The organism is Streptomyces sp. MH60 (assembly GCF_002939385.1).
Classification (GTDB): Bacteria; Actinomycetota; Actinomycetes; order Streptomycetales; family Streptomycetaceae; genus Streptomyces.
Genome location: NZ_MULI01000092.1, coordinates 1 through 26,328 on the forward strand (window position 1 = coordinate 1; position 26,328 = coordinate 26,328).

A 26,328-nucleotide genomic window follows, 5' to 3' on the forward strand; every position below is an offset into this window, starting at 1 on the left:
GCCGGGGCACCGGCGTTCGGGGCCGCGCCGCCCGGCGGGCCCGAGGAGGCGTACATCGGGCGGGCCCCGATGCGCAACGTCCCCGGAGAGGACTGGCCCGGCTGGTACGCCGCGCACCGCGTGCTGCCGTATCTGCGCCGCGCGGTCGACGCCGGCACCCTCCGGGCGGCCGAGGCGGCCGACGTCGAGCGGGTCTGCGAGCGGCTGCCGGAGCTGGCGGGGCCCGCGGAGCCGCCGGCCCGGCTGCACGGGGACCTGTGGAACGGCAACGTGCTGTGGGGCGCCGACGGGCACGTCCACCTGATCGACCCGGCCGCGCACGGCGGGCACCGGGAGACCGACCTGGCGATGCTGCGCCTCTTCGGCTGTCCGCAGCTGGAACGGATCCTGGCCGGCTACCAGGAGACCGCGCCGCTCGCCGGCGGCTGGACCGACCGCGTCGGCGTGCACCAGCTCTTCCCCCTGCTCGTGCACGCCGTGCTGTTCGGCCGCGGCTACGCCGAGCAGGCCCTCACGGAGGCCCGGGCGGCGCTGCGGCACCTCGGGTGAGCAGGGGACGGCGGTCCGGCCCTCCGAGTGATGTCCCAACGAGTCACATGTCCCACCGAGCCACATGTCCCATGGGGACATTTCCAGGTGTACGCTCGGAGGCATGACGGCAACGAAGCCCTCCCCCGCCACCGAGGACCGGCGGCAGCGCAAGGCGCGCCGGACCCGCGACGCGCTGGCCACCGCCGCCTGCGACCTCATCCTGGAGCGCGGGTCGGCGGCGACCACGGTGGAGGCGATCGCCGAGCGCGCGGACGTCACGCGCCGCACGTTCAGCCGGCACTTCGCCGGGAAGGCGGACGCGGCGCTCGACTTCGTCCGCCGGGACGGCGACCGGATCAACGCGCTGCTGCGGTCCCGCCCCGCCGAGGAGCCGCCCCTGCTGGCCTATCGCCGGGCCGTGCGGGCCTGGCTGGCCGACCGGGAGGACCCGGCGTGGCACGTGCGTCCGCGGATGCGCCGCCTGCTGGCCCTGGCCGACACCGAGCCCGAACTGTTCGCCGCCTACCAGCGCATCCGGGTCGACGCCCAGGAGGAGTCGATCCGCATCGTCGCCGGCCGGCTGGGCAGCGACGACGCCCGGGACGTGCGCCCGGCCGCCGTCGTCGACGCCGCCGCCGGAGTCCTGATCGCCGCCCTGCGCCTGTGGGCGCGCGGCGGTGAGGGGAACTCGGGAGCCGCAGACCTCGCCGCCCTCGTGGAGCGGGCCTACGACGCCCTGACCTCGGAGGCCGCGGCCGCGACCCCCGACAGCACCACCACCGAAGAGTGAGAACAGCACCATGAGCACCTCCCCCACCTCTCCCGCCACCATCGAGTACGCCGCCGAGTTCGCCGGACGTGCCGCCCTCGTCACCGGCGCCGCCTCCGGCATCGGCCTGGCCACCGCCCGCCGGCTCGGCGCCGGCGGCGCCCGGGTCGTCGTCGCCGACTACAACGCCGAGGGCGCCGAGAAGGCCGCCGCCGAGCTGCGGGCCGAGGGCGTCGAGGCCGCCGCCGTCGAGCTGGACGTCACCCGTCCGGCGTCCGTCGAGGCGGCCGTCGGGTTCACCGTCGACACGTACGGCTCGCTGGACCTCGCGGTCAACAACGCCGGCATCGGCGGCCCCAGCGCCCCGACCGGGGAGTACGACGTGGAGGCCTACCAGCGCGTCGTGCACACCAACCTCGACGGCGTCTTCTACTCGATGCGCTACGAACTGCCCGCCATCGAGGCGGCCGGCCAGGGCGGCGCCATCGTCAACGTCGCCTCCATCCTCGGCTCGGTCGGCTTCGCCGGCTCCCCCGCCTACGTCGCCGCCAAGCACGGCGTGGTCGGGCTGACCAAGGCGGCCGCCGCCGAGTACGCCGCCCGGGGCATCCGGATCAACGCGGTCGGCCCGGGCTTCATCGACACCCCGCTGCTGAAGACCATGGACGAGGCCGCCTACAACGGCCTGGTCGCCCTGCACCCGGCCGGTCGCCTCGGACACGCCGAGGAGGTCGCCGAGCTGATCGCCTTCCTGCTGTCGGACCGCGCGTCCTTCGTCGCCGGCAGCTACCACCTGGTCGACGGCGCCTACACCGCCGTCTGACCGGCGCTCACCCGTCCCGGGGGAGAGAGAACAAAGGAGTTCGACCATGAAGGCACTGCAGTACCGCACCATCGGGGCCGCACCCGAGGTCGTCACGGTCCCGGACCCGGAACCGGGCCCCGGCCAGGTGCTGTTGAAGGTGACCGCGGCCGGGGTCTGCCACTCCGACATCGCGGTGATGGGCTGGCCCGCCGAGGGCTTCCCCTACGAGCTGCCGCTCACCCTCGGCCACGAGGGCGTCGGCACCGTGGCCGCGCTCGGCGCCGGGGTGACCGGGCTCGCCGAGGGCGACGCGGTCGCCGTGTACGGGCCCTGGGGCTGCGGCACCTGCGCCAAGTGCGCGGAGGGCAAGGAGAACTACTGCCTGCGCGCCGACGAGCTGGGCATCCGCCCGCCGGGACTCGGGCGCCCCGGTTCCATGGCCGAGTACCTGCTCGTCGACGACCCCCGGCACCTGGTCCCGCTGGACGGGCTCGACCCGGTCGCGGCGGTGCCCCTCACCGACGCCGGACTGACGCCGTACCACGCGATCAAGCGGTCGCTGCCGAAGCTGGTTCCCGGCTCGACCGCGGTGGTCATCGGCACCGGTGGTCTCGGCCACGTCGCCATCCAGCTGCTGCGCGCCCTGACGTCCGCCCGGGTCGTCGCCCTGGACGTCAGCGAGGAGAAGCTGCGCCTCGCCCGCGCGGTGGGCGCGCACGAGGCGGTGCTGTCGGACGCGAAGGCCGCGGACGCGGTGCGCGAGATCACCGGCGGTCTCGGCGCCGAGGCCGTCTTCGACTTCGTCGGCGTGGCACCCACGGTCAAGACCGCCGGAGCCGTCGCCGCCGTCGAGGGCGATGTCACCCTGGTCGGCATCGGCGGCGGCTCGCTGCCCGTCGGGTTCGGCATGCTGCCGTTCGAGGTGTCGGTCAACGCCCCGTACTGGGGCAGCCGCAGCGAGCTGATCGAGGTGCTGAACCTGGCCCGCTCGGGTGCCGTGTCGGTGCACACCGAGACGTACTCCCTGGACGACGCCCCGCTCGCCTACGAGCGCCTCCACGAGGGCAAGGTCAACGGCCGCGCGGTGATCCTGCCGCACGGCTGACGGGCAGAGGGGGCGCGACCGGTCCCCCGTTCCGGTCGTGCCCCCGTCGCGTCGAACCTACGTGGACGGGTCCGCCGTTGTGAATCGTGCCGGTGCCCGCTGCCGGGCCCTCGGGACTCACTCGTGCACAGGTGAGTCCGGATGGCCCGGTTTCGTCCCACGCAGGACCGGCGGGAGGAGGTCACCGGCCGCCAGGTGGGCCAGCACGACCTCGTACAGGTCGCTGCCGGCGGCGAGCAGCTGGCGTTCGAGGACCGGTTCGCAGCTGCGGACGTGCTCGCGCACGGTCTGCGCGTGCATGCCGAGCTTCTGCGCGGCGCGCTCGGCGTTGCCGCCCACGGCGATCCAGGTACGCAGGCTGCGCCGCAGGTCCCGGCCGTCCTGGTCGAGGCGGCCGAGCAGGCCGACGGCCCAGGTGCGCAGCGCGGGCCCGGACAGCAGGTCGGCGAGCCGGGCGGCACCGGTCCCCCGTGCGCCGGCGCCCGGCGGGGGTTCGACGAGGCCCACCTGGGCGTTCAGCGCCAGGTGGACGGCGGCCCGGACGGTCAGGTCGGCGAAGTCCGTGCGCAGCAGCGACTCGACCCGGTCCATGCGGGCGCGGACCGTGTTGCGGCTGACGCCGAGGATCTTGGCCGTGTTGACGGCGGTGAACTCGAGGCCGAGCCGGGTCGTGGCGAGCAGCTCGGCGCGCGTGTGGTGCGACAGGCGGTCCAGCGGGCTCAGTACCGCGGCCGTCCAGTCGTGCAGCCGCGCCGGGTCCATCAGCCGCTCGGGGCGGGTCCGCTCGGCGTACAGGGCCGCCTTCTCCGGGCGGAACCGGGCCACGGCCAGGGCGCTGACGGCCTGTCCGTAGGCGGCCGCGGTGCGGGCGAGGACCTGCCGGGCGCTGCCGCCGACGTACACGCCGGGGCGGCGGCCGACCAGCGAGCACAGCTCCTGCCCGGCCCGGTCGCGCGGGGCGAGCACGATGACGTGACCGTCCACCGCCGGGCACCGCACGACCAGCGCCCGCTCCCCCGTCGCCGACAGGCACTCCTCGGCCAGCCGGTCCCGTTCGGCGGGGCTGCTCTCCACGACGTACACGCACGCCGTGTCGGTGTCGAGGAGTCCGGGCCAGAGTCCGGCGGCCACGCGGCGGGCCGAGACGGTGTCCTCCACCATCAGCAGTTGCAGGATGGCCAGGCGCAGGTCGGAGGTGGCCCGCCGCAGCCGGTGTCCGGCCGCGGTCGACTCGTGGCCGGCCAGCAGCAGCTCCAGCACCTGGGCGGCGTGCGTGACGATGTCGAAGACGCGCCGGTCGAAAGGCCGGGCGCGGGCCACCGCGAGGACGGCGGCGGGCGCCGGGCGGGACCGCTCCACGCGCACGAGCCGCAGATGGCGGCCCCGGTCCTCCAGCGCGGCGGACGCGATCCGGCCCGAGGTGACGTCGGCGACCAGGGCCTCGTCCAGGGGCACCGGGGTGCCGGCCAGCAGCCGGCCGGTGCCGTCCTGCAACGAGACGGTCGCGTGCGCGGTGTCCGCGAGCCAGGCCACGACCCGGTTCAGGTCGCGTCCGGCCGGACGCAGGTGCTCGAGCAGTTCCCGCGCCCATCCCGCGTGCTCACCGGCCCCGGACGTCCGCTGTCGTCCGTCGTCCTCTCGGCCCGCCACGTCGGCCTTCTCCTCCTCTCGCCCCGTCCCCGGCCCAGGCCGGGGACGTTACCTCATGGCTCTGTGCGCGGGTCCCCCTCCGGCGGCGGTGGCGGGAGCGCGCCGGGCCTGTCGGGCGGGGCGGGCGAGCGGGCATAAGCTCGGTGAATGGCGAAGTACTTCGACGTGCACCCCGACAACCCCCAGCCGCGCAGCATCGCCCAGGTCGCCGACAGCGTCCGGTCCGGTGCGCTGATCGCGTACCCGACGGACTCCTGCTACGCGCTGGGCTGCCGACTGGGCAGCCGCGACGGCATCGACCGCATCAGGTCGATCCGCCACCTGGACAACCGGCACCACTTCACCCTTGTCTGCCAGGACTTCGCGCAGCTTGGGCAGTTCGTGCAGATCGACAACGACGTGTTCCGGGCGATCAAGGCGTCGACGCCCGGCAGTTACACCTTCATCCTGCCCGCGACGCGGGAGGTGCCGCGCGCGCTCCAGCACCCCAAGAAGAAGACGGTGGGCGTGCGCATCCCCGACCACGTCGTCACCCAGGCCCTGCTGACCGAACTCGGTGAACCGCTGCTGTCCAGCACGCTGTTGCTGCCCGACGAGGAGGAGCCGATGACCCAGGGCTGGGAGATCAAGGACCGGCTCGACCACGTGCTGGACGCGGTCGTCGACTCCGGGGACTGCGGCACCGAGCCGACGACGGTCGTCGACTTCTCCGGCGGCGAGGCGGAGATCGTGCGGCGGGGCGCGGGCGACACGACCCGGTTCGAGTAGCGAGGCGTCCGCCGCCGGACCGCAGAAGCCGAGAGAGAGGCAAGCCACACCATGACCGCCACCGCGGGAACCGCCGTCGACATCGCCACCGGCGACGGCACCGCCGATGCCTATCTGACCCACCCGGCCGGCGGGGGACCGCGTCCCGCGGTCCTGCTGTACATGGACGCCTTCGGGCTTCGCCCGTCCCTGTGCGCCATGGCGGACCGGCTGGCCGCTGCCGGGTACACCGTCCTGGTGCCGAACGTCTTCCACCGCGGCGGGCGGGCGCCCGTCGTGGAGCTGCCCGAGTTCATCGGCCCGAAGGAGCGGCCGGAGATCTTCCGGCGGCTCGACCCTTTCAGGAAGTCGTTGACCCCGGACCGGGCGATGCGGGACGCGCGCGCCTACCTGGAGTGGCTGGCCCGGGCGCCGCAGGCGGCCGACGGACCGGTCGCGGTGACCGGCTACTGCATGGGCGCCGGGCTCGCCCTGCGCACCGCCGGCACCTACCCCGACCGGGTCGCCGCGGTCGCCGGGTTCCACGGCGGGAACCTGGCGTCGGACGGACCGCGCAGCCCGCACCTTGTGGCCGGGGACCTCACCGCCGAGGCGTACTTCGCCCACGCGGACCGGGACCCGGGCATGCCCGCCGAGCAGCAGGAGCGGCTGGAGGCGGCCCTGACCGCGGCGGGCGTGACCCACCGCTGCGAGGTCTACGCGGGAGCGCTGCACGGCTACACCCAGGCCGACACCTCCGCGTACGACGAGCAGGCGGCGGAACGCCACTGGGACGCGCTGCTCGGCCTCCTGAAGCGGACGTTCTGACCCCGTTCGCCGCGAAACGGCCACCGGTGGGCCGGAGTTGGCGGTCCTCCCCCTCTCCGGTCCCCGGTCCGTGCGTTGTTACCGTGCCCGGGTGTCCAACTCCTCACGCGATTCCGCCGAAGGCGCCGGCTGGGGCTCCGCCGAGCCCGGCGCCTACCGAGCGCTCATGCCCGGGCGTACCGAGAAGCTGTCCTGGCTGAACCCGAGTACGCTGTGGGCCGCCCGCAACGGCGTGCTGGCCTCCTGGTTCGGTGATCCCACGGGCCGCACCCGCTCCCGCTGGGTGGCGCGGCGCGCGGCGGCCGGGGCACCGGCCGACAAGGTGATCGGGCGCGACGACCCCGACCGGTTCTCCTTCCTGGTCATCGGTGACACGGGCGAGGGCGACGACCCCCAGTACGCCGTCGTGCCGGGGCTGTTGAAGGCGGGCCGGGACACCCGGTTCGCGGTCCTCGCGAGCGATGTGATCTACCCGGTGGGCAGTGCCGACGACTACGGCACGAAGTTCTTCCGTCCCTACCGCGACTACCCGGCGCCCGTCTACGCGATACCGGGCAACCACGACTGGTACGAGGACCTCGGCGCCTTCATGCGCGTCTTCTGCGACGACGCCGAGCCCCTGCCGCCGGAACGAAGGCCGCGCCCGTTCACTGCGGCGTGGCTGCGGTCCCTGTTGTGGCACCGGCCGCGCCCGGACGACGGCCGGCACCTGGACGAGGCGCGCAAGCTGCGTTCGGACCCCGCCCAGCAGGCCGTCCAGCCCGGACCGTACTGGGCCGTCGACGCCGGTCCGGTGCGGATCGTCGGCATCGACACGGGGCTGCTGGGCACCATCGACGCGGAGCAGGGCGCCTGGCTGCGCGAGGTGTCGGCGGGAGACCGGCCGAAGATCCTCGTCACCGGCTCGCCCCTGTACGTGGACGGCGAGCACCACCCGTGCGCCATCGAGGGCGGCGGCACCGTCGACGACATCGTGCGCGACCCCGCCCACCACTACGTCGCGGCGATCGGCGGTGACATCCACAACTACCAGCGCTATCCGGTCGACGTGGGCGGCCGCACCGTGCAGTACGTCGTCGCGGGCGGCGGGGGTGCGTTCATGCACGCCACCCACACCATCCCGCGCGTCTCGGTGGCCGGTGTCACCGAGGACGACTTCCGTTCCTATCCGCTGCGCGGCGACTCGCTCGCCTTCTACAGCGCGCTGTACGGCCGCCGGCTGCGGCTGCGCCGCTTCTTCACCCTCACGGAGGCCGAGGCGACGGCCGTGATCGCCGAACGCCTCGGCATCCGCACCGGCCGCGCCCCGGGCGACGGCGCACGGGTCACCCGGCGCACCCGCCTGGTGGCCGGGCTGCTCGGCACCGCGCGGCGGCCCGAGCGCCGCAAGCGGTTCCGGCTGCCGGTGCGCAAGGTCTACACGTCGGTGTTCTCGCCGGGTTCGGCGACCTACAGCCCGCCCTTCTTCAAGTGCTTCCTGCGCCTGGACGTGACGCCGGAGGCGGTCAGGCTGCGTTGTTACGCCGCCACCGGCAACCGCGCGCAGGAGGAGGACCCGCCGGTCGAGGACGAGGTGACGATCCCGCTGGGGTGACCGGCGCCCGGCCCGCCGCTCGGGGACCCCGTCTCACCAGCGGCCCGCCTCGCTGCCGACGACCGGCTCGGACGGGGAGCCGTCGACGCCCACCGGTACGTCGCCGGTGAGCATCACCCGGTGCATGGTCCTGGGCCGGTCGAGGTGGGCGTGGTCGCCGGGGGCGAGGTGGATGGTGGCGCGGTTGTCCCAGAAGGCGACGCTGCCGGGCTCCCAGCGGAAGCGGACGGTGTACTCGGGGCGGGTGGCCTGCTCGACGAGGAGTTCCAGGATCGCCGCGCTCTCGGGGCGGGAGAGCCCGGTGATCTGCTCGACGTAGTAGCCGTTGACGTACAGCACCCGCTCCCCCGTCTCCGGGTGGACCCGGACCAGCGGGTGCACGGTCGCGGTCTGGTGGTCCATCAGGTGCCGGACGTAGGCGTCGTCGCCGGGCCGGGGCTGGTAGCCGACGCCGAGGCGGTGTTCGGCGCGCAGGGTGTCGACGAAGGCGCGCAGCGGGGCGGACAGTCCGGCGTAGGCGGCGGCGAGGTTCGCCCAGGTGGTGTCGCCGCCGTAGGGGGGCACCGTCTCGGCGCGCAGGATCGTGGCCGCCGGCGGGTCGACGCGGGCGCCGTGGTCGCAGTGCCAGCCGCGCAGCAGCGTGTGGCGCCTGCGCCGCAGCCACTCGTCGTGCTCCATCCCGAACCGTCCGCCCAGCTCCAGCCGGTCGGCGGTCGTCTCGACCTCCGGGAAGCCGGCCGGTGACGCCTTGCCGCGCCGGGGCAGGACGACCGGTTCGCCGAAGAGCCGGGCGAACGCGACGTGTCCGGCGTGGTCGAGGCGCTGGTCGCGGAAGAACACCACCTTCCAGCGCAGTACGGCCGCCCGGACCGCGGCGACCTGTGCGGCGTCGAGGCCCGCCGCGAGGTCGACGCCGCGGATCTCGGCGCCGATGTGCCCGGCGACGGGTGCCACCTCGATTCCCGTCGTGCTGTCCGCCGCCGTGTCCTTCGCGCGGTCCGTCCTGTCCGTCGTCATGCGGAGATCGTGGCAGATCCTCCGCCGCGCCGTCCGGTTGATCACCGGTCCCCGAGTGGGCGAGGCTGGACGGGCGGCGCACCGCCGCGCACAGTCGAGGAAAGGTCCCACGGTGATCAGCATCCCGGCGTACACGCTCAACGACGGCAGCCCGCTCCCCGCCCTGGGCCTGGGCACCTGGCCGATGACGGACGAGGAGGCCGAGCGGGCGGTCCGCGAGGCCCTCCGGGCGGGGTACCGCCTGATCGACACGGCGACGAACTACCGCAACGAGACCGGCGTCGGCCGCGGGGTCGCCTCCGCCGGTCTCCCCCGCGAGGAGATCGTGGTGACGACCAAGCTGCCCGGCCGGCACCACGGTTACGAGGAGACGCTCGCCTCGTTCGAGGAGTCCCGCGTCCGCCTCGGGGTGGAGTACGTCGACCTGTACCTGATCCACTGGCCGCTGCCGCGTGTGGACAAGTACGTCGACTCCTGGAAGGCCATGGTCAAGCTGCGCGAGGAGGGTCTCGTGCGTTCGGTGGGCGTCTCCAACTTCACGGCGGAGCACATCGAGCGGCTGGAGCAGGAGACGGGTGTCCTGCCGTCCGTCAACCAGATCGAGCTGCACCCGCTCTTCCCGCAGGACGAGCTGCGCGCCTTCCACGAGCGCAAGGGCATCCGGACCGAGAGCTGGAGCCCGCTGGGCCGGGGCAGCGACCTGCTGGACGATCCCGCCGTCGCCGCGGTCGCCGAGGCGCACGGTGTGACGCCCGCCCAGGCGGTCCTGCGCTGGCACACCCAGCTGGGCGCGGTGCCCGTCCCGAAGTCCGCCGACCCGGCGCGGCAGCGGGCGAATCTGGACGTCTTCGGCTTCGAGCTGGACGCCGCCCAGATGCGCGCGGTGGCGGACCGCGCGCACCGGCGGATCGGCGGCGACCCGGAGGTGCACGAGGAGTTCTGAGCGGGGTACCCGGCCGGGGTCGGCGAGGTTCGGGGATCTGTCCGGGAGGAGCGACAGGTGGACGGCGAGGGCGACGGCCTGCGGGCCTACCACGGCAAACGGGACTTCGGCCGGACCAAGGAGCCCGCGGGACCGGGCACGTCCGGCGAGGGCGCGGCCTCCGGGGACGGCGGGCAACCGCGCTTCGTCGTGCAGATCCACGACGCGAGCACCCTGCACTTCGACTTCCGGCTGCAGGTGGCCGACGTGCTGAAGTCCTGGTCGGTGCCGAAGGGACCGTCGGCGGACCCGCGCGACAAGCGGCTCGCGGTGCCGACGGAGGACCACCCGCTGGAGTACGAGGAGTTCGAGGGCGTGATCCCGGCGGGTGAGTACGGGGGCGGCACGGTCATCGTGTGGGACCGCGGCACCTACGAGCCGCTGAGCCACGACCGCCGGGGGCGTCCGGTCGACTTCGCCGAGTCGCTGGCGCACGGACACGCCAGGTTCCGGCTGCACGGCGCGAAGCTGCGCGGCGAGTACGCGCTGACCCGGTTCCGCGGCGGCCCGGACGGCGGCGGTGAGGACGCGGCGTGGCTGCTGGTGAAGACGGCCGGCGGCGGGCGCGGGCACGGCACCCCGGACCCCCGGCGGGCCCGGTCCGCGCGCACCGGCCGCACGCTGGCGCGGGTGGCGGCGGAGGACGGCCGGGGGTAGGCGGGCGGTTCACTCCGCGGGCAGCGGCTGTTCGGCCCAGATGGTCTTGCCGCTGCCCGTCTGCCTGCTGCCCCAGCGCTGGGTGAGCTGGGCCACCAGGAGCAGCCCGCGGCCGCCCTCGTCGTAGGCGTGGGCGCGCCGCAGGTGCGGTGAGGTGGAGCTGGCGTCGGACACCTCGCAGATGAGGGCGGTGTCGCGGATGAGGCGGAGCTGGATGGGCGGCTCGCCGTACCGGATCGCGTTGGTGACCAGTTCGCTGACGACGAGTTCGGTGACGAAGGCCGTCTCGTCCAGGCCCCAGCGGGTCAGCTGCTCCGTGACGGACTGCCGGGTGGCGGCGACGTGCGCCGGGTCCGCCACGATGTCCCAGGTCCGTATCTGGTCCGTGCCCAGTGCCCGGGTGCGGGCCAGCAGCAGCGCCACGTCGTCACTGGGCTGCGCCGGCATCACGGCCTTGAGCACGGTGTCGCACAGGGCGTCGAGCGAGTTCGCGGGCGCGGTCAGCGCGCGGCACAGTTCCGCGGTGGCGTGGTCGACGTCGCGGTCGCGGTCCTCGACGAGGCCGTCGGTGTAGAGGGCGACGACGGAGCCCTCGGGCAGTTCCAGCTCGGACGCCTCGAACGGCAGTCCCCCCACACCGAGCGGCGGGCCCGCGGTCATCGGGACGAGCCGGGTGGTGCCGTCGGGCAGGACGAGGGCAGGCGCGGGGTGCCCGGCCGCGGCCAGGGACAGGCAGCGGGAGACGGGGTCGTAGACGGCGTACAGGCAGGTGGCCCCGAGTTCCGCGACGTCGTCGCCCGTGTCGTCGCCCGCGGCCAGGTGCGTGACGAGGTCGTCGAGGTGGGTGAGCAGTTCGTCGGGGGGCAGGTCGACGTCGGCGAGGGTGCGGACGGCCGTGCAGAGGCGGCCCATGGTCGCGGTGGGCGCGATGCCGTGGCCGACGACATCGCCGACGACCAGGGCGACCCGGCTGCCGGACAGCGGGATCACGTCGAACCAGTCGCCGCCGATGCCGGCCGCCGACACGGAGGGCAGATAGCGGTGGGCCACCTCGAGCGCCGCCTGTCCGGGCAGGCCCCTGGGCAGCAGGCTGCGCTGGAGCGCCAGGGCGGTGGAACGCTCGCGGGCGAAGCGGCGGGCGTTGTCGATGCAGACCGCCGCCCTGCTGGCGAGTTCCTCGGCGAACACGGCGTCCTCGGTGCCGTACGCGTCCGGCTGTTCCATGCGCACGGCCACCGCGACGCCCAGGGTGATGCCGCGGGCCCGCAGGGGCACCGCCATCATCGAGTGCGCGCCCGTGCGGTAGGGGCGTCCCGCCGGGGCGCGCGCGTTGCGCTCGGCGACCCAGCGCATGAAGGACGGCTCGCCCGCCTGGCTGACGAACACCCGGCCTTCCCGCAGCGCCCGTGCGGGCGGCGAGAGGGCGGGGTGGACGTCCACCTGCCCCAGGTGCACGGCGGCCTCCGGGGTGCCCTCGCTGAGGGAGCCGTGGGCGACTCGGCGCAGCTCCACCTCCTCGTCGGACACCGTCGGGGACTCCTCCGCGTCCAGGACCCATTCGAGCAGGTCGACACTGGCGAAGTCGGCGAACCGGGGCACCACCGCCTCGACCAGTTCCTCGGCGGTGCGCACCAGGTCCAGTGTGGTGCCGATGGCGGCTGCCGCCCTGTTCAGCAGGACCAGCCGCTCCCGGGCCCAGTACTGCTCGGTGCTGTCGAAGGCCGCGAGGGCGGTGCCCAGCAGTTCGCCGGAGGCGTCCCGCACGGGCCACATCTCGGTGGTCCAGGCGTGGTCGCGGTTCAGGGCGGGTGCCCCCGTGAAGCTCTCGTAGCGGACCGGCCGGCCCGTCTCGGCGACCTGGCGGAGGTGGCTCAGGAACCCCTGGCTGTGCTCGGCGTCCTCGACGGAGTCGGAGAAGTAGCGGCCGAGCAGGGCCTCTTCCGGTACGCCCATCACCTGGCAGGCCGCGTCGTTGAGCCGCAGGTAGTGCTGGCGGGTGTCGAAGACGGACATCGACACGGCCGCCTGCTCGAAGGCCAGCTCCGCCGTCGAGGTCCGCCCGCCGGGGGGTTCGACGGTGACGGCGTGACCGGCCGGCCCCCCGTCCGGGCCCGTCAGGGCGCAGGCCCGCAGGTGGAGGGCGACGGGGGTGCCGTCCCGGTGCCGCACGCGTACGGTGCCGGACAGCTCGGTCAGGGAGTCCGTCGGCACGTCCTCGGCCAGCAGCTCCCGGGCGGCCCGTCCCACGGCCTCCTCGGCGGGGTAACCGGTCAGCCGGCGGGCGCCTTCGCTCCAGCCCGTCACCGTGCCGTGGACATCCAGGGTCGCCATGGCGGAGACGTGCTCCATAGCGTCCAGGATTGACCCTTTGTGCCCGGGTTTCAACCGCGGGAAGCGGGGCGCGCCCCTAGCCCCGGTGAGCGCGGAGCGCGGCGAGGGCGCGGTCGGCGTGGGTGTTCATCCTGAGTTCGCTGCGGACGACCTCCAGCAGGGTGCGGTCCTGCCCGATGACGAAGGTGACCCGCTTGGTGGGAGCCAGGCTGAAGCCCCGCTTCACCCCGAACCGCTCCCGGACCGTGCCGTCGGCGTCGGACAGCAGCGGCATGCCGAGTGTGTGGCGCCCGGCGAACTCCTGCTGGCGTTCGACGGCATCTCCGCTGACGCCGACGGGCCGGGCGCCGGCCGCGGCGAACTCGGCGGCGAGGTCGCGGAAGTGGCAGGCCTCCGCGGTGCAGCCGGTGGTCAGGGCCGCGGGGTAGAAGAACAGGACGACCGGGCCGTCGGCGAGCAGTTCGGACAGGCGGCGCGGGGTGCCGGTCTCGTCCGGCAGCGTGAAGTCCTCGACGGTGTCGCCCACGGCGGGGAGCGCGCTCATGACCGGCCCCCGCCACCCTGGGCGACGGCGCGGGCCCACAGCACGAGCGGCACCTGCACGGGCAGCCGTCCGAGCGCGGCGGCCTTCTGCGGGGCGGGGCGGTGCCGCCAGTCCCAGGCCATCTTGACGTTGGCGGGGAACACCCCGACGAAGAAGGCGGCGGCGGTCAGCGCGGCGGCCCTGCGGGTGCGCGGCACGGCGAGTCCGGCGGCCAGCGCGAGTTCGGCGACGCCGCTGGCGTACGTCCAGGCCCGGGGCGTGCCCGGCAGGGAGCGCGGCACGGTGGCGTCGAAGAGGCGGGGCCGGGCGAAATGGGCGACGCCCGCGGTGGCCAGCAGGCCGGCGAGCAGCAGGGGTGAGCGTTCGGACCGTGACACGGTTCCTCCTCAGGGGGGCCTGCCGCGCGATATTACTCGACGGTAAGAACCGGGTGGCGAACGGTTCACGCCCGGCGGTTGCGGGCGCCGCGCGGACGTCGTGCCGGCGCGCGTCGATCCGCTGCCCGCCGGCCGCCGGGCACGGGTCGGCGCGGCCGGGATGCGACGCGCCGGGTGGCCCTCTGCGCGGCCAGGGCCTCACCGGGCGCCCGTCATCCCCCGCCCCGGGGCGTGACGGGCGCCAGCCACATGCCCACGATCGCGTCCACGAGCCCGTCGGCCGCGTCCTGCCAGCTGGCCCGCGGGGTGGGGCGGTTCTCGGCCAGCGCCCGCTCGCGCTCCTCCGCGGTGTGCACAATGAGGTGGCGGGCCATGTCGCCCCGCTCCGCGCGGACCTCGTCCGGCAGCGCGGGCATGCACCGGTTGCGGCCCTCGATGATCGCCCGCAGCGAGACCGACGCCCGGGACTCCTCGATCATGATCTGCCGCAGCGCGGGGTCGGTCATGACCTGGGCGCAGAACCGGGCGTACCAGGTGGGACTGGTGCCCAGCGCCGCCAGGTGGTCGAACTGGGGACGGACCAGGCAGTCCACCCAGTCGCGCAGGTCGGCCGAGTCGCCGAGGGCGGCGACCTGCCGGGCGCGCAGTTCCTCGACGGGTTCCGAGTGGCGCCGCACGATGGCCCGGACCAGGTCCGCCTTCGTGCCGAAGTGGTAGCCGACCGCCGCGTTGTTGCCCTGTCCGGCGGCCTCGCTGACCTGACGGTTGGAGACCGCGTACACCCCGTGCTCGGCGAACAGCCGCTCAGCGGTGGTCAGGATCAGCTGCCGGGTCGCGCTGACCTGTTCCGTCCGGACCGTCCTGCCCGCCATGACCACCACCGCGCCGGGACTCTCTCCTCACCGCCCGCGACGACCAGTCCCTCGAGTCGTCGCAGGTCCGCCGACGTACGGCGGGTCGTCAGGAAAGCCTACGGCGCGGCGGCACCGGGTCGCCGCCCGGCCCGGACGGGCGTTCGCCCTCCACACCCCGTACGATACTTCAAGCGACTGACTTAAAGGTCCGCGCTCCGGTTTCCCACGCCCGTCGCAAGACGCGTCGCCCGAAAGGCTCCTCCATGCCCGCTTCCCCCGCCTCACCACGGCCGAACGCCGTGGTGGCGGTACTGGCCCTGGCCGGGATCGTCGTCGCGCTGATGCAGACCCTGGTCATCCCGATCATCCCGGAGCTGCCCAAGCTCCTGGACGCGCCGGCCTCGGACGCGGCCTGGGCGGTGACCGCCACGCTGCTCGCCTCCGCGGTGGCCACCCCGGTCGTCGGCCGGCTCGGCGACATGTTCGGCAAGCGGCGGATGCTGCTGCTCAGCCTGGTACTGCTGATCGCCGGCTCGGTGGTCTGCGGACTGAGCGACGCGCTGGTCCCGATGGTCGCCGGACGCGCCCTGCAGGGCCTGTCCGCCGCCGTGATCCCGCTCGGCATCAGCATCATGCGCGACGAACTGCCCGTTGAGCGGCTGGCCGGCGCCACCGCGGTGATGAGCGCCTCCCTCGGGGTCGGCGGCGCGCTCGGCCTGCCCGCCGCGGCGCTGATCGCGGACAAGCTCGACTGGCACATGCTGTTCTGGCTCTCCGGCGCGCTCGGTGCCGTCTCCCTGGTGCTGGTGCTGACGCTGGTGCCCGAGTCGGCGGTGCGCACCGGCGGCCGCTTCGACCTGCTCGGCGGCATCGGCATGGCCGCCGGTCTCGCGAGCCTGCTGCTGGCCATCTCCAAGGGCGGCGACTGGGGCTGGTCCTCGGCCACCACCCTCGGCCTGTTCGCGGCGGCCGTGGTGATCCTGCTGGTCTGGGGCTGGTGGGAGCTGCACACCCCGGAGCCCCTGGTGGACCTGCGCACCACCGCCCGCCGCCAGGTGCTGTTCACCAACCTGGCGTCCGTCGCCATCGGCTTCTCAATGTTCGCGATGTCCCTGGTCCTTCCGCAGCTGCTGCAGTTGCCCGAGGCCACCGGTTACGGGCTCGGCCGCTCCCTGCTGACCACGGGTCTCGTGATGGCGCCGTCCGGTCTGGTGATGATGGCGTTCGCCCCGGTCTCCGCGAAGGTCTCCAAGTCCAGGGGTCCGAAGGTGACGCTGATGATCGGCGCCCTGATCGTGGCGGCCGGCTACGGCCTGAACATCGTGCTGATGACCGAGGTCTGGCACCTGGTCCTGGTCTCCTGCGTCATCAGCGCGGGCATCGGCTTCGCCTACGGCGCCATGCCGTCGTTGATCATGGGCGCGGTGCCGGCGAGCGAGACGGCCGCCGCGAACAGCCTCAACACCCTCATGCGGTCCCTGGGCACCTCGGTCGCCAGTGCCATCGCCGGTGTGATCCTGGCCCAGCTGACCATCGACCTGGGCGGCTTCGCCCTGCCGTCCGAGAACGCGTTCAAGGTGGTCATGGCCATCGGCGCCGGCGCGGCCCTGCTGGCCGCCGCCATCGCGTCCTTCGTCCCCCGGCACCGCCCGGCCGGCCCGGCGGCGGACCCCGCACCGGCCGACGGTGCCGCCACGGAGGCCGCCTCCGTGCGCTGACCGCGAGGGCGCCGGTCCGGCCCGGGACCGGCGCCGTTCAGGCGAACCTGGCGGGCGACGCGCGTGAGGGCGCCCGGGCGGGTCGAGTACTGACCCGTGGAGCTGCCGCTGATCCCTCCGATGCTCGCCACCCCCGGCGCCCTGCCGTCCGCCGGACAGGACGCGCGCTGGGCCTACGAGACCAAGCAGGACGGGCAGCGCGTGGTGGTCTACCTGCCCGGCGACGGGAGCCTCCTGCTGCGCGCCCGCTCCGGCCAGGACATCACCGCCGCCTATCCGGAGCTGGCGCCGCTCGCCACCGCGCTGGGCACGACCCCCGCCGTGCTGGACGGCGAGGTGCTGGCCCTGGACGAACGGGGCCGCGCCGACTTCCAGTTGCTCCAGTCCCGGATGGGCCTCGCGCACGCCCCCGGCCGGGCCGCGCACCGGGCGGCGAAGGTCCCCGTCCACCTGGTGCTGTTCGACGCCCTCCACCTGGCCGGACGCTCCCTGCTGCGCCTGCCCTACACCGGCCGCCGTGAGCGGCTGACGGACCTCGGTCTCGGCGGGCCGTCGTGGTCGACCCCGGCCGCCCTGGTCGGGCACGGCGAACAGGCCCTGCGGGCCACCCGCGAGCACGGCCTGGAGGGGCTGGTCTGCAAGCGGCTGGACTCGGTGTACGAGCCCGGCGTCCGCTCCCGGGCCTGGATCAAGATCCGCAACATGCGCAGCGAGGACGTCGTGGTCGGCGGCTGGCTGCCCGGCAGGGGGCGGCTCGGTGGCCTGCCCGGTGCCGTCCTGGTCGGCCAGCGCGCCGCGGGCCGGCTGCGCTACGTCGGCGGGGTCGGCACCGGCTGGAGCGCGGGCGAGCGCGCCGAGCTGGCCGCGCTGCTGGCGACCGCCGCGAGTGACGTCTGCCCCTTCGACCCGGTGCCGCGGGTGCCGGGGGCGCGCTGGGTCGTGCCCCGGCTGGTCGGCGAGGTCCGCTACAGCACGCGCACCCGGGAGGGCATGCTGCGCCAGCCGTCCTGGCTCAGGCTCCGCCCGGACCTGGCGCCCGAGGAGTCGGCCGCGGACCTTCCGGACGACCTGGTGTGAGCGTGTGACGCCGGGTCGGATGTTGGTCCGGCCTTCACCGCGGGGACGCCTGTGCACCCTTGGCGCGGGAGGGAAAAGACGGGAACCTGAACTCCCCTTCCCCCCACAGCCGTTGGGCTGCCCAGCCTGAGGAGGACGCGATGCCGCCGCGTACCGCCCGAACGCCCCGCAGGAGATGGCTCACCGTACCGCTCGGTGCCCTCGCCCTCGTCCTCGCCTTCCCCGCCACCGCGTTCGCCGCCCCGCCGCCGGGGCTGCCCGGCAACGCCGACAGCCTGGAGCGGGCGTACCAGCCCGCCTACGACTACGACACCGACGGCTGCTACCCCACACCGGCCATCGGCGCCGACGGAGCGGTCAACGGCGGACTGAACCCGACCGGCGCGCTCAACGGCAACTGCCGCGACGCCGTCGACCTGGACAACACCAACGGCTACTCGCGCGCCAAGTGCGACAACGGCTGGTGCGCCTACATGTACGGGCTCTACTTCGAGAAGGACCAGGCCCTGCCCGGCACCGGCCTCGGCGGCCACCGGCACGACTGGGAGCACGTGGTGGTGTGGGTGCGGGACGGCACCGTGCGGTACGTGTCGACGTCCAACCACGGCTCGTTCAGCGTGCACGAGCGGTCGGCCGTCCGCTTCGACGGCACCCATCCGAAGATCGTCTACCACAAGGACGGCATCAGCACCCACTGCTTCCGCCTGGCGACCTCGGGCGACGAGCCGCCGGAGAACCACCAGGGCACCTGGCAGTACCCGGCCCTCGTGGGCTGGAACGGCTATCCGGCGGGTCTGCGCGAGAAACTGAGCGCCTACGACTTCGGCAGTGCCAACTTCGGCCTCAAGGACGGCAGCTTCGCCTCCCACCTGGCCGCCGCCAAGCCGTCCGGCATCCCCTTCGACCCGAACGCCTGAGGCCGACGGAAAGGGTGGGGCCGGTCGGGCGAACCGCGCCCCATGGACGCCCCCGCGCGCACTATCGTGTCCGCATGTCCGTCCCCGAGCTCATCCGCATCGTCTCCCGCGACTCCCCCATGGCGCTGGCTCAGGTCGAACGCGTCCGGGCCGAGCTGGCGGCCCTCCACCCCGGCGTGCGCACCGAGGTCGTCCCGGTGAAGACCACCGGCGACAAGTGGCTCGGTGATCTGTCGCAGGTGGAGGGCAAGGGGGCGTTCACCAAGGAGGTCGACGCCGCCCTGCTGTCGGGCGAGGCCGATCTCGCGGTGCACTGCGTCAAGGACGTGCCCGCCGACCGGCCGCTGCCCGCCGGCACGGTGTTCGCCGCGTTCCTGGAGCGGGACGACGTACGGGACGCGCTGGTCCACCCGGACGGGCTCACCCTGGACGAACTGCCGGAGGGGACGCGCGTCGGCACGTCCTCGGTGCGCCGTGTCGCCCAGCTGGCCGCCACCCACCCGCACCTGCGGTGCGTGCCCTTCCGCGGCAACGCCAACCGGCGCCTGGCGAAGCTCGCCGCGGGGGACGCGGACGCGCTGCTGCTCGCGGTCTCCGGCCTGGAGCGCATCGGCCGGAGCGACGTGATCAGCGAGGTCCTCTCCCCCGAGACGATGATGCCGCCGATCGGCGCGGGCATCCTCGCCCTGCAGTGCCGGGAGCAGGACCAGGGTCTGATCGACGCGGTGAGCGGCCTCGGCCACCCCGCGACGCACCGGGAGGCGACGGCGGAGCGGATGTTCCTGCACGTCCTGCAAGGGCACTGCAACAGCCCGATCGCCGGGCTCGCCCGCGTGGACCGCGGCGGTGAGCTCTCCCTGCGGGCCTGCGTGTTCACCCCGGACGGCAAGGTCCGGCTGAACGCCCACGAGTGGGCCGGCCGGCTCGACCCGGCGACGCTGGGCACCTCGGTCGCGGTGGCCCTGCTGCGGCAGGGCGCCCGGGAGATCATCGACGGCATCGCGCACTGAGGGCGGCGTCGTGCGTCGAGGGCGGAGCGCTGAGGGCGGCCGCCCGGCGGATCAGGCCGGGCCCTCCTCCGACTGGCCCCGCAGGAACGCGCTCACCTGGTGCGCGAGGCCCTCGTCCCGCACCCCGCCGCACGGGGTGGCGTCGGCGCCGTCGGGCAGCCCGAGGGCGCCGCTCCAGAGCCGGCGGTCGGCCCACTCCTCGTCCACCCTCAGCTGCACCTGCACGTCCACCTGGTTCAGACTCGCCTCCGGGCCGGCCGCGTAGAGCACGGCCGTGGCCCGGCGCAGCGGGTAGACGTCGAAGCCCTCGATGAACTGGGAGTTGCGCCAGTCCAGGAAGGCGCTCTCCCCGTCGGGTCCGGTCCGCACGTCGATCTGGCCGTCCTCCAGGTGGATGCCGAGGTGCCGCCCGCCCCGGTTCTCGACGGTCACCCGGACCCGGAAGTACGTCAGCCCCTCGGCGGCGTCGTCGCGGCCACGCGGCGGCTCGGCCGGCTCAAGACCGTGGACACGGACCCGCAGGCCGGCGTGCTCGTCGTACTCCTGCCAGTCCCCGACCACGTTCGGCTCGTACACGGTGCCCCTCTCGACCTCTCGACGCTGCTTCCTATCCGCACGCTCAGCGCACTGTCAAATGAGCGGAATGCGCTGTGGCCAGGGGATTCGTCCCTTTGGGTCGGCGATCAAGCGCTGCGCAGGGACGATCCGCCGGCGCCGGTCCGCGCGATCACCGGGAGCGTGCCGCACATCACGTCCCGCGACCGGGCGGCCGCCCGGTCACCGGTACGCAGCCGTTCGAGTGGCCGTTCGGGGCATTCGCGCTCAGTATCCATATATACGGGGACTTGCCAGCACCCCTGCTGAGGGAGGTGCGCGCGATGCGTGTCGCCGGCAGAACCCAGCCCCACCCGCACGACGACGCCCCCGACACGGCCGCGGCGTTCGACCGGCTCGCCGGGCTGCCCGAGGGACCGGAGCGCAAGGCGCTGCGGGACGAACTGATCCGGGTCTGGCTGCCCATGGCGGAGCGGATCGCCGTCCGCTTCCGGGGCCGCGGCGAGAACCTGGAGGATCTCTATCAGGTGGCGGCCCTCGGCCTGGTCAAGGCCGTCGACCACTACGACCCCGGGCGGGGCCACGCCTTCGAGGCGTACGCGGTGCCGACCGTCACCGGCGAGATCAAACGGCACTTCCGCGACCACATGTGGACGCTGCACGTGCCGCGCCGCATCCAGGACCTGCGCAACCGGGTCCGCAGGTCGGCGAAGGAACTGGCGCAGACCACGCCGGGGCGCGCCCCGACCGTCGAGGAGATCGCCGAGCACGCGCAGCTGACCACGGCCGAGGTGCGTACCGGCATGGAGGCCCTGGAGTGCTTCTCGGCCCTGTCGCTGGAGGCGGAGATGCCCGGCACCGACGGGTACGCCCTCGGTGACGCGCTGGGCGGCCCCGATCCCGCCTTCGACGCGGTGGTCGACCGGGTGGCCGTCCGGCCCTGTCTGGAGGCGCTGCCCGAGCGCGAGCGCACCATCCTCTACCTGCGCTTCTTCGGAGGGATGACCCAGAGCCGCATCGCGCAGCAGCTCGGCATCTCCCAGATGCACGTCTCCCGGCTGCTCACCGGCTGTTTCGACCGGATACGCGAGGAGATCCTGGCGGACGCCCGCTGAGCGCGGGCCGCCCCAGGCGGTCCTCCAAGGCGGCCAGGATCTCCGGTGGCATCACTCCGGTGCGCCCCCAGATGAGTATCGTTTCCGCCACATTGCGGAGTTTGATGTTCGTATGCTGGGAAACTTCCTTCAGGACGATCCACCCCTCGTCCGGTGTCACCCCGCCGAGGGCGATGACCACCCCGATGGCCTGATCGACGACGGCGTGCGAGACGACCGCCTCCTTGAGCTGCCGGACCTGCTCCTGCAGCCGGAAGATCTGGTCCGGGTCGGAATCCGGGCCCGGGCCCGGGCCCGGGCACACGTCGGTGGGGGGCACGGTCACCTCCGGGCCTCCATCCTCGCCAGCCCGGTGCCGCCGCGCCACTGGGCCGTCCGGGGCGGGCGCGCCACCGTTTCGGCGCCCTGTGCGGGGTACTCGCCAGGCGCCCGCCGCACTCCCGGCCGGACACTGGTGTGGAGCCGGTGGCTGCCGGTGGACGAGACCAGGACACGACTGCCATGAACCACGACACCACCTCCTCCACCCGCGGGGAGAGCCTCCTGTCCACGCACTCCGTGTACGGGTCCCCCTGCTGGGTGAGTCTCACCAGCCGTGATCTGAAGGCCACCGAGGACTTCTACTCCGCCGTGCTGGGCTGGCGGTGGCGGCCCGTCCGGCTGGGCGAGCCGTTCCGGATCGCCCTGGCCGACGGGGTGCCGGTCGCCGGGATCGCCGCCGTCGCCGCGATGTGGCAGATGGCGGTGGCCTGGACGCCGTACTTCGCCGTGCGCAGCGCGGACGAGGCGGTGTCGCGGGCGCAGGAGCGCGGCGGCACCGCCGCGGTCGGGCCGATCTCCCTGCCGCCGGGGCGGGCGGCCCTGCTCGCCGACCGGGACGGCGCGACGTTCGGCATCTGGGAGGGCGAGCTGTTCTCGGACTGGGACGCCTGGCGCACCAAGCGTCCCGCCTTCATCCGGCTGCACACCCGGGACGCCTTCGACGCCGCGATCTTCTACGGCGAGATCTTCGAGTGGGCGTCCGGGCAGGGCTGCGAGGTCCGGTACGAGGGTGACGAGGTGGTCCTGCGCCACGAGGGCGAGGTCGTGGCCCGCATCGAGTCGGGGGCGCTGGGGGCGGCTCCCGACCCCGCCGTCCGGCCGCACTGGCAGGTCCACTTCGCGGTCGAGGACGTCGCGGCCTGCGCCCGCGCCGCGGAGCGGCACGGCGGCAGCGTGCTGTCCCTGGGTGCGGACGAGGCGGTACTCCGGGACGCCGACGGCGCGCAGTTCACGGTGACCGCGCGCCGCCTCGGCAGCTGACCTCACCGGCTCACCGGCCGGTGCGGGAGGGCCGGGAGAGCAGCACGAGGCTGCGCTGCTCGACGGTGAGCCGGGTGCCCGCCTTGTGCTCGGCCTCGTCGGGCACGCCCTCGGGGTCGGCGGTGTCGACCAGGGCCGTCCAGCGTTCCCCGTAGGCGGCGCCGGGCAGCCGGAAGTGGACCGGCTCCCAGTGGCTGTTGAGCAGCAGCAGGAAGGAGTCGTCGACCACGGGTTGGCCGCGGGGGTCGGGTTCGGCGATGGCGTCGCCGTTGAGGAAGACGCCGACGGTGTGCGCGTCGGAGCGCTGCCAGTCGTCGTCGGTCATCTCCCGCGCGTCGGGCAGCAGCCACACCAGGTCGGGCAGCGGCTGGTCCGCGTGCGTGAGGGTCTCCCCGCGGAAGAAGCGGCGCCGGCGCAGCACCGGGTGGTCGGCGCGCAGCGCGATCAGGCGCCGGGCGAAGTCCAGCAGCGCGCGCTGCTCGTCGCCGAGCCGCCAGTCGATCCAGGAGATCTCGTTGTCCTGGCAGTAGGCGTTGTTGTTGCCGCGCTGGGTGCGGCCGAGTTCGTCGCCGTGGCAGATCATCGGGATGCCCTGCGAGAGCAGGAGCGTGGCCAGGAAGTTGCGCTGTTGGCGGCCGCGCAGTTCCCGCACGGCCGGGTCCCCGGTGTCGCCCTCGACGCCGCAGTTCCAGGAGCGGTTGTGGCTCTCGCCGTCCCGGTTGTCCTCGCCGTTGGCCTCGTTGTGCTTGTCGTTGTACGAGACGAGGTCGCGCAGCGTGAACCCGTCGTGGGCGGTGACGAAGTTGACGCTGGCGCGGGGGCGGCGGCGGCTGTGCTGGTACAGGTCGGAGGAGCCGGTCAGCCGCGAGGCGAACTCGCCGAGCGTGTGCTCCCCGGCGCGCCAGAAGTCCCGTACGGCGTCGCGGTACTTGCCGTTCCACTCCGACCACAGCTGCGGGAAGTTGCCCACCTGGTAGCCGCCCTCGCCGACGTCCCAGGGCTCGGCGATCAGCTTGACGCGGCTGATCACCGGGTCCTGCTGGATGAGGTCGAAGAACGCGGACAGCCGGTCCACCTCGTGGAACTGCCGGGCCAGGGTGGCCGCGAGGTCGAAGCGGAAGCCGTCGACGTGCATCTCGGTGACCCAGTAGCGCAGCGAGTCCATGATGAGCTGGAGCACGTAGGGGTGGCGCATCAGCAGGCTGTTGCCGGTGCCGGTGGTGTCGTAGTAGTGCTGCCAGTCGCCGTCCACCAGGCGGTAGTAGGAGGCGTTGTCGATGCCGCGGAAGGAGAGGGTGGGGCCCTTCTCGTTGCCCTCGGCGGTGTGGTTGTAGACGACGTCGAGGATCACTTCGAGGCCGGCCTCGTGCAGGGTCTTGACCATCGACTTGAACTCGGTGACCTGCTGGCCGCGGGTGCCGAGGGCGGCGTAGCCGTTGTGCGGCGCGAAGAAGCCGATGGTGTTGTAGCCCCAGTAGTTGGACAGGCCCCGGTCCTGGAGCACTCCGTCGTGGACGAACTGGTGCACCGGCATCAGTTCCACGGCGGTCACGCCGAGGGACGTCAGGTGGTCCACGACCGCCGGGTGCGCGAGGCCCGCGTAGGTGCCGCGCAGCTCCTCGGGCACGTCGGGGTGGGTGCGGCTGAGGCCCCGGACGTGGGCCTCGTAGATGACGCTCTCCGAGTACGGGCGCCGGGGCGGGCGGTCGTCGCCCCAGTCGAAGAAGGGGTCGGTGACCACGCCGAGCATGGTGTGCCCGGCGCTGTCGCCCGGGTCGGCCTTGCCCCTGGCGCGCTCGAAGAGGGAGGCGTGGTTGTCCACCAGCCCGTCCACGGCGCGGGTGTAGGGGTCGAGGAGCAGCTTCGCCGGGTTGCAGCGGTGGCCGACGGCCGGGGCCCACGGGCCGTGGACCCGGTAGCCGTAGCGCTGCCCCGGACCGACGCCGGGCAGGTAGCAGTGCCAGACGAAGCCGTCGACGTCGGGCAGCGGGATGCTGCTGTGGGTGCCGTCGTCGTCGACGAGCACGAGGTCGACCCGCTCGGCGACCTCGCTGAACAGGGCGAAGTTGGTGCCCTGTCCGTCGTACGCGGCCCCCAGGGGGTAGGGGTGCCCGCTCCACACGGGCGACCCCTTCCACTTCGGCCTGGCGCGGGTCACCGGGCCTCCTCCAGAACGCCGTCGCGCGTACGTGCCCAGCCGGCCACCCGGGCCACCGGCATGATCTCTCGCGGCACGTCCAGCCCCTCCTGCGTGATCGGTTCGGGCGCCCTCGCCACCAGCGGGACGCGTTCGCCGGCGCGGGCGCGGCGCGAGAACCAGATGACCTTCGCCCCGGTGTCGGTGGCGCAGCAGCCCCAGCCGTCGCTGTTGGCGGCGAGGTGCTGCAGACAGGTGCGCAGGTCCTGGTCGACCCGGAGCGCCTGGTCGTTGCCGCCCACGGCCGTGATGAGGTGCTGGTGGTTCCACCACATCTCGATCGACGTGTTCTTGTCGCTGGCGTGCTCGTCGATCGCCCGGAGCAGCATCTCGGCGCCCGAGCAGACGGGCTCGACGAGGTTCTCCAGGTTCCAGAACCGGAGGTGAGCGGCCAGGATGCGCCTGACCTGTCCGACCCGTTCCGGGCTCACTTCCACGTCGAGGTGGTAGTAGCAGGGCACTGCGGTCTTCATCGTCGTGGCTCCTCACCGCGAAAGCTCTCGCTCCTCCTCGTCCCTTGGGGGACGGGCTCCCCGATCACGAAGCGTGAGCGCTGATCGCTTCTGAGTCACTCCAGAGTGGGAGCGGTAGTCCATTCGTGCAACACGAGCGGTTCGGAGGCCGGAATCCGGGCCGGAGCGGGCAACGGGAAGCAGTTGAAGATCCAACAAGACGGCGCGTCACCACCCGTGCACCATGTGTGAAGAACTCGATCGTCCGTATCACCGGACCGTCCGGAAGGTGACCGGCCATGCTGCTCCCCGCGAAGAGCGAAGTCGCCCGGCAGCTGCGGCATTACCGCGCCTGGGAACGTTCGATGCTGGCGTCCCCCACGGACGTCATCGTCCGGACCACCTTCGAGGACTCCGGTTACACGCTCTGCGTGCTGATGGGCAAGCGGTGCGCACGCGAGGCCGCAGACGCCGCCGAAAGGTATCTGCGGACGAACCTGGTCACCCATGCGCAGGAGCAGCCGGGGCGGCTCGCCCCGTCGGGCCACAAGGCCCCCTCGGGCGCGGCCTGACCCGATCGGCCCAACCAATCTGCCGGGCCCGCGCCCGGCCCCGAAGCACGGCGGAGGTGAGATGCGGATGAGCGCGACCGTGGGGATCGGACGTATCCCGGTCCGGGACGTCCAGCCGGTGGTGGATCACGGCAGGCGTCCGGCGAAGGCGGTGACGGGAGAGACGTTCGAGGTCACCGCCACCGTGTTCCGGGAGGGGCACGACGCGGTGGCCGCCAACGTCGTGCTGAAGGACCCCGAGGGCCGGCCGGGCCCCTGGACGCCGATGCGGGAGCTGGCCCCGGGCAGCGACCGCTGGGGCGCCGAGGTCACCCCGGGCGCACCGGGCAACTGGACGTACCGGGTGGAGGCGTGGAGCGACCCCGTCGCCACCTGGCGGCACACCGCGCGGATCAAGGTCCCGGCCGGCATCGACGCCGGCCTCGTGCTCGAAGAGGGGGCCGAGCTGTACCGGCGGGCCGCCGCGGGGGTACCGAAGGAAGCGGGGCGGGCGGTGGTGCTGGCCGCGGCGGCGACCCTGCTCGACGACACGCTGCCCGTGGCCACCCGGCTGGCGGCGGCGTTGACGCCCCGGGTGGACGCGGTCCTGGCCCGCCACCCCCTGCGGGACCTGGTCACCTCC

Annotated in this window: 27 protein-coding genes; 17 read left to right on the forward strand and 10 right to left on the reverse strand. The window is 73.7% G+C overall.

What is annotated here, in order from left to right:
• The 4 genes from BZZ08_RS33645 to BZZ08_RS33660 all read left to right on the forward strand — a co-directional run.
• On the forward strand, window positions 1–549 hold a 549-nt coding region (locus BZZ08_RS33645; protein WP_157953362.1), incomplete at its 5' end, for a fructosamine kinase family protein.
• A gap of 103 nt (window positions 550–652) precedes the next feature.
• The gene (locus BZZ08_RS33650) at window positions 653–1,321 is read left to right on the forward strand and encodes a TetR/AcrR family transcriptional regulator (RefSeq protein ID WP_198601848.1); all 669 of its coding nucleotides are present in this window, start codon (window positions 653–655) and stop codon (window positions 1,319–1,321) included.
• Between the two features lie 10 nt (window positions 1,322–1,331).
• The gene (locus BZZ08_RS33655) at window positions 1,332–2,123 is read left to right on the forward strand and encodes an SDR family NAD(P)-dependent oxidoreductase (protein ID WP_104635988.1); all 792 of its coding nucleotides are present in this window, start codon (window positions 1,332–1,334) and stop codon (window positions 2,121–2,123) included.
• Window positions 2,124–2,169: 46 nt separating this feature from the next.
• Complete coding sequence (locus BZZ08_RS33660) at window positions 2,170–3,210, forward strand: NAD(P)-dependent alcohol dehydrogenase (RefSeq protein WP_104635989.1); 1,041 nt, start codon at window positions 2,170–2,172, stop codon at window positions 3,208–3,210.
• Window positions 3,211–3,327: 117 nt separating this feature from the next.
• Here BZZ08_RS33660 and BZZ08_RS33665 read toward each other — a convergent pair whose 3' ends face one another.
• Window positions 3,328–4,860, reverse strand: coding sequence for a helix-turn-helix domain-containing protein (locus BZZ08_RS33665; protein WP_104635990.1), 1,533 nt, complete (start codon window positions 4,858–4,860; stop codon window positions 3,328–3,330).
• A 147-nt stretch (window positions 4,861–5,007) separates the two neighbouring features.
• On the opposite strand from BZZ08_RS33665, the gene BZZ08_RS33670 reads away from it, so the two are divergent.
• The 3 genes from BZZ08_RS33670 to BZZ08_RS33680 all read left to right on the forward strand — a co-directional run bounded on the left by BZZ08_RS33670 (window position 5,008) and on the right by BZZ08_RS33680 (window position 8,029).
• Window positions 5,008–5,628 carry an L-threonylcarbamoyladenylate synthase gene (locus tag BZZ08_RS33670; RefSeq protein WP_059302929.1) on the forward strand — a complete coding sequence of 207 codons (621 nt, stop codon included), beginning with the start codon at window positions 5,008–5,010 and terminating at the stop codon, window positions 5,626–5,628.
• 51 nt (window positions 5,629–5,679) lie between these two features.
• Entirely contained in the window at window positions 5,680–6,435 is a 756-nt protein-coding gene (locus tag BZZ08_RS33675) for a dienelactone hydrolase family protein (RefSeq protein ID WP_104635991.1), read from the forward strand.
• Between the two features lie 91 nt (window positions 6,436–6,526).
• Window positions 6,527–8,029, forward strand: a complete 1,503-nt coding sequence (locus BZZ08_RS33680; protein WP_104635992.1) for a metallophosphoesterase family protein — start codon at window positions 6,527–6,529, stop codon at window positions 8,027–8,029.
• A 33-nt stretch (window positions 8,030–8,062) separates the two neighbouring features.
• Here the strand turns inward: BZZ08_RS33680 and BZZ08_RS33685 are convergent, their stop codons facing one another.
• Window positions 8,063–9,046, reverse strand: a complete 984-nt coding sequence (locus BZZ08_RS33685) for a TauD/TfdA dioxygenase family protein (protein ID WP_104635993.1) — start codon at window positions 9,044–9,046, stop codon at window positions 8,063–8,065.
• A gap of 112 nt (window positions 9,047–9,158) precedes the next feature.
• Between BZZ08_RS33685 and BZZ08_RS33690 the strand changes: the two genes are divergently transcribed.
• Entirely contained in the window at window positions 9,159–9,989 is an 831-nt protein-coding gene (locus tag BZZ08_RS33690) for an aldo/keto reductase (RefSeq protein ID WP_104635994.1), read from the forward strand.
• Between the two features lie 57 nt (window positions 9,990–10,046).
• Complete coding sequence (locus BZZ08_RS33695; protein WP_104635995.1) at window positions 10,047–10,685, forward strand: DNA polymerase ligase N-terminal domain-containing protein; 639 nt, start codon at window positions 10,047–10,049, stop codon at window positions 10,683–10,685.
• A gap of 9 nt (window positions 10,686–10,694) precedes the next feature.
• Here the strand turns inward: BZZ08_RS33695 and BZZ08_RS33700 are convergent, their stop codons facing one another.
• From BZZ08_RS33700 to BZZ08_RS33715, 4 genes are all read right to left on the reverse strand, one after another.
• Window positions 10,695–13,034, reverse strand: a complete 2,340-nt coding sequence (locus tag BZZ08_RS33700) for a SpoIIE family protein phosphatase (RefSeq protein WP_104635996.1) — start codon at window positions 13,032–13,034, stop codon at window positions 10,695–10,697.
• Window positions 13,035–13,092: 58 nt separating this feature from the next.
• Entirely contained in the window at window positions 13,093–13,560 is a 468-nt protein-coding gene (locus tag BZZ08_RS33705; RefSeq protein ID WP_104635997.1) for a peroxiredoxin, read from the reverse strand.
• Window positions 13,557–13,937, reverse strand: coding sequence for a DoxX family protein (locus BZZ08_RS33710; RefSeq protein WP_104635998.1), 381 nt, complete (start codon window positions 13,935–13,937; stop codon window positions 13,557–13,559). Before BZZ08_RS33710 ends, BZZ08_RS33705 begins: the two co-directional genes overlap by 4 nt.
• A 212-nt stretch (window positions 13,938–14,149) precedes the next feature.
• Window positions 14,150–14,809, reverse strand: coding sequence for a TetR/AcrR family transcriptional regulator (locus tag BZZ08_RS33715; RefSeq protein ID WP_104636008.1), 660 nt, complete (start codon window positions 14,807–14,809; stop codon window positions 14,150–14,152).
• A gap of 245 nt (window positions 14,810–15,054) precedes the next feature.
• Here BZZ08_RS33715 and BZZ08_RS33720 point away from each other — a divergent pair, with 245 nt between their 5' ends.
• The 4 genes from BZZ08_RS33720 (at window position 15,055) to hemC (ending at window position 19,513) form a co-directional block, all read left to right on the forward strand.
• Window positions 15,055–16,509 carry an MFS transporter gene (locus tag BZZ08_RS33720; protein WP_104635999.1) on the forward strand — a complete coding sequence of 485 codons (1,455 nt, stop codon included), beginning with the start codon at window positions 15,055–15,057 and terminating at the stop codon, window positions 16,507–16,509.
• A 96-nt stretch (window positions 16,510–16,605) separates the two neighbouring features.
• Window positions 16,606–17,586 (forward strand): ATP-dependent DNA ligase, encoded by a 981-nt coding sequence (locus BZZ08_RS33725; RefSeq protein ID WP_104636000.1) that lies wholly within the window; start codon window positions 16,606–16,608, stop codon window positions 17,584–17,586.
• A gap of 140 nt (window positions 17,587–17,726) precedes the next feature.
• The gene (locus BZZ08_RS33730; RefSeq protein WP_104636001.1) at window positions 17,727–18,503 is read left to right on the forward strand and encodes an NPP1 family protein; all 777 of its coding nucleotides are present in this window, start codon (window positions 17,727–17,729) and stop codon (window positions 18,501–18,503) included.
• 74 nt (window positions 18,504–18,577) lie between these two features.
• The gene (gene hemC, locus BZZ08_RS33735) at window positions 18,578–19,513 is read left to right on the forward strand and encodes a hydroxymethylbilane synthase (RefSeq protein ID WP_104636002.1); all 936 of its coding nucleotides are present in this window, start codon (window positions 18,578–18,580) and stop codon (window positions 19,511–19,513) included.
• 51 nt (window positions 19,514–19,564) lie between these two features.
• On the opposite strand, the gene BZZ08_RS33740 is transcribed toward hemC, so the two are convergent.
• Entirely contained in the window at window positions 19,565–20,089 is a 525-nt protein-coding gene (locus BZZ08_RS33740) for a hypothetical protein (protein WP_104636003.1), read from the reverse strand.
• Between the two features lie 302 nt (window positions 20,090–20,391).
• Here BZZ08_RS33740 and BZZ08_RS33745 point away from each other — a divergent pair, with 302 nt between their 5' ends.
• Window positions 20,392–21,183 carry a SigB/SigF/SigG family RNA polymerase sigma factor gene (locus BZZ08_RS33745; protein WP_104636004.1) on the forward strand — a complete coding sequence of 264 codons (792 nt, stop codon included), beginning with the start codon at window positions 20,392–20,394 and terminating at the stop codon, window positions 21,181–21,183.
• Here the strand turns inward: BZZ08_RS33745 and BZZ08_RS33750 are convergent.
• Window positions 21,131–21,508, reverse strand: a complete 378-nt coding sequence (locus BZZ08_RS33750; protein WP_198601849.1) for an ANTAR domain-containing protein — start codon at window positions 21,506–21,508, stop codon at window positions 21,131–21,133. The two genes, BZZ08_RS33745 and BZZ08_RS33750, sit on opposite strands and share 53 nt — an antisense overlap.
• Window positions 21,509–21,684: 176 nt before the next feature.
• On the opposite strand from BZZ08_RS33750, the gene BZZ08_RS33755 reads away from it, so the two are divergent.
• Window positions 21,685–22,485, forward strand: a complete 801-nt coding sequence (locus BZZ08_RS33755; protein WP_198601850.1) for a VOC family protein — start codon at window positions 21,685–21,687, stop codon at window positions 22,483–22,485.
• Window positions 22,486–22,495: 10 nt separating this feature from the next.
• Here BZZ08_RS33755 and glgX read toward each other — a convergent pair whose 3' ends face one another.
• Both glgX and BZZ08_RS33765 read right to left on the reverse strand, forming a co-directional pair.
• On the reverse strand, window positions 22,496–24,643 hold the full coding sequence (gene glgX, locus BZZ08_RS33760) for a glycogen debranching protein GlgX (RefSeq protein WP_104636005.1): 2,148 nt from the start codon (window positions 24,641–24,643) through the stop codon (window positions 22,496–22,498).
• Window positions 24,640–25,155, reverse strand: coding sequence for a pep a2 (locus BZZ08_RS33765; RefSeq protein WP_104636006.1), 516 nt, complete (start codon window positions 25,153–25,155; stop codon window positions 24,640–24,642). The genes glgX and BZZ08_RS33765 overlap by 4 nt, the downstream gene beginning before the upstream one ends.
• Before the next feature lie 278 nt (window positions 25,156–25,433).
• Here BZZ08_RS33765 and BZZ08_RS33770 point away from each other — a divergent pair, with 278 nt between their 5' ends.
• Window positions 25,434–25,706, forward strand: coding sequence for a DUF5133 domain-containing protein (locus BZZ08_RS33770; RefSeq protein WP_104636007.1), 273 nt, complete (start codon window positions 25,434–25,436; stop codon window positions 25,704–25,706).
• Window positions 25,707–25,767: 61 nt separating this feature from the next.
• Window positions 25,768–26,328 (forward strand): maltotransferase domain-containing protein (locus BZZ08_RS33775; RefSeq protein ID WP_133169241.1); only part of this gene is annotated, 561 nt, incomplete at its 3' end.

Excerpts from the sequence above, each read along its gene's own strand:
- BZZ08_RS33650 (WP_198601848.1), top strand. The coding sequence starts at position 653 with ATGACGGCAACGAAGCCCTCCCCCGCCACCGAGGACCGGCGGCAGCGC.
- BZZ08_RS33655 (WP_104635988.1), top strand. The coding sequence starts at position 1,332 with ATGAGCACCTCCCCCACCTCTCCCGCCACCATCGAGTACGCCGCCGAG.
- BZZ08_RS33660 (WP_104635989.1), top strand. The coding sequence starts at position 2,170 with ATGAAGGCACTGCAGTACCGCACCATCGGGGCCGCACCCGAGGTCGTC.
- BZZ08_RS33670 (WP_059302929.1), top strand. The coding sequence starts at position 5,008 with ATGGCGAAGTACTTCGACGTGCACCCCGACAACCCCCAGCCGCGCAGC.
- BZZ08_RS33675 (WP_104635991.1), top strand. The coding sequence starts at position 5,680 with ATGACCGCCACCGCGGGAACCGCCGTCGACATCGCCACCGGCGACGGC.
- BZZ08_RS33685 (WP_104635993.1), bottom strand. The coding sequence starts at position 9,046 with ATGACGACGGACAGGACGGACCGCGCGAAGGACACGGCGGCGGACAGC.
- BZZ08_RS33700 (WP_104635996.1), bottom strand. The coding sequence starts at position 13,034 with ATGGAGCACGTCTCCGCCATGGCGACCCTGGATGTCCACGGCACGGTG.
- BZZ08_RS33705 (WP_104635997.1), bottom strand. The coding sequence starts at position 13,560 with ATGAGCGCGCTCCCCGCCGTGGGCGACACCGTCGAGGACTTCACGCTG.
- BZZ08_RS33715 (WP_104636008.1), bottom strand. The coding sequence starts at position 14,809 with ATGGCGGGCAGGACGGTCCGGACGGAACAGGTCAGCGCGACCCGGCAG.
- BZZ08_RS33720 (WP_104635999.1), top strand. The coding sequence starts at position 15,055 with ATGCCCGCTTCCCCCGCCTCACCACGGCCGAACGCCGTGGTGGCGGTA.
- BZZ08_RS33730 (WP_104636001.1), top strand. The coding sequence starts at position 17,727 with ATGCCGCCGCGTACCGCCCGAACGCCCCGCAGGAGATGGCTCACCGTA.
- hemC (WP_104636002.1), top strand. The coding sequence starts at position 18,578 with ATGTCCGTCCCCGAGCTCATCCGCATCGTCTCCCGCGACTCCCCCATG.
- BZZ08_RS33745 (WP_104636004.1), top strand. The coding sequence starts at position 20,392 with ATGCGTGTCGCCGGCAGAACCCAGCCCCACCCGCACGACGACGCCCCC.
- BZZ08_RS33755 (WP_198601850.1), top strand. The coding sequence starts at position 21,685 with ATGAACCACGACACCACCTCCTCCACCCGCGGGGAGAGCCTCCTGTCC.
- BZZ08_RS33765 (WP_104636006.1), bottom strand. The coding sequence starts at position 25,155 with ATGAAGACCGCAGTGCCCTGCTACTACCACCTCGACGTGGAAGTGAGC.
- BZZ08_RS33770 (WP_104636007.1), top strand. The coding sequence starts at position 25,434 with ATGCTGCTCCCCGCGAAGAGCGAAGTCGCCCGGCAGCTGCGGCATTAC.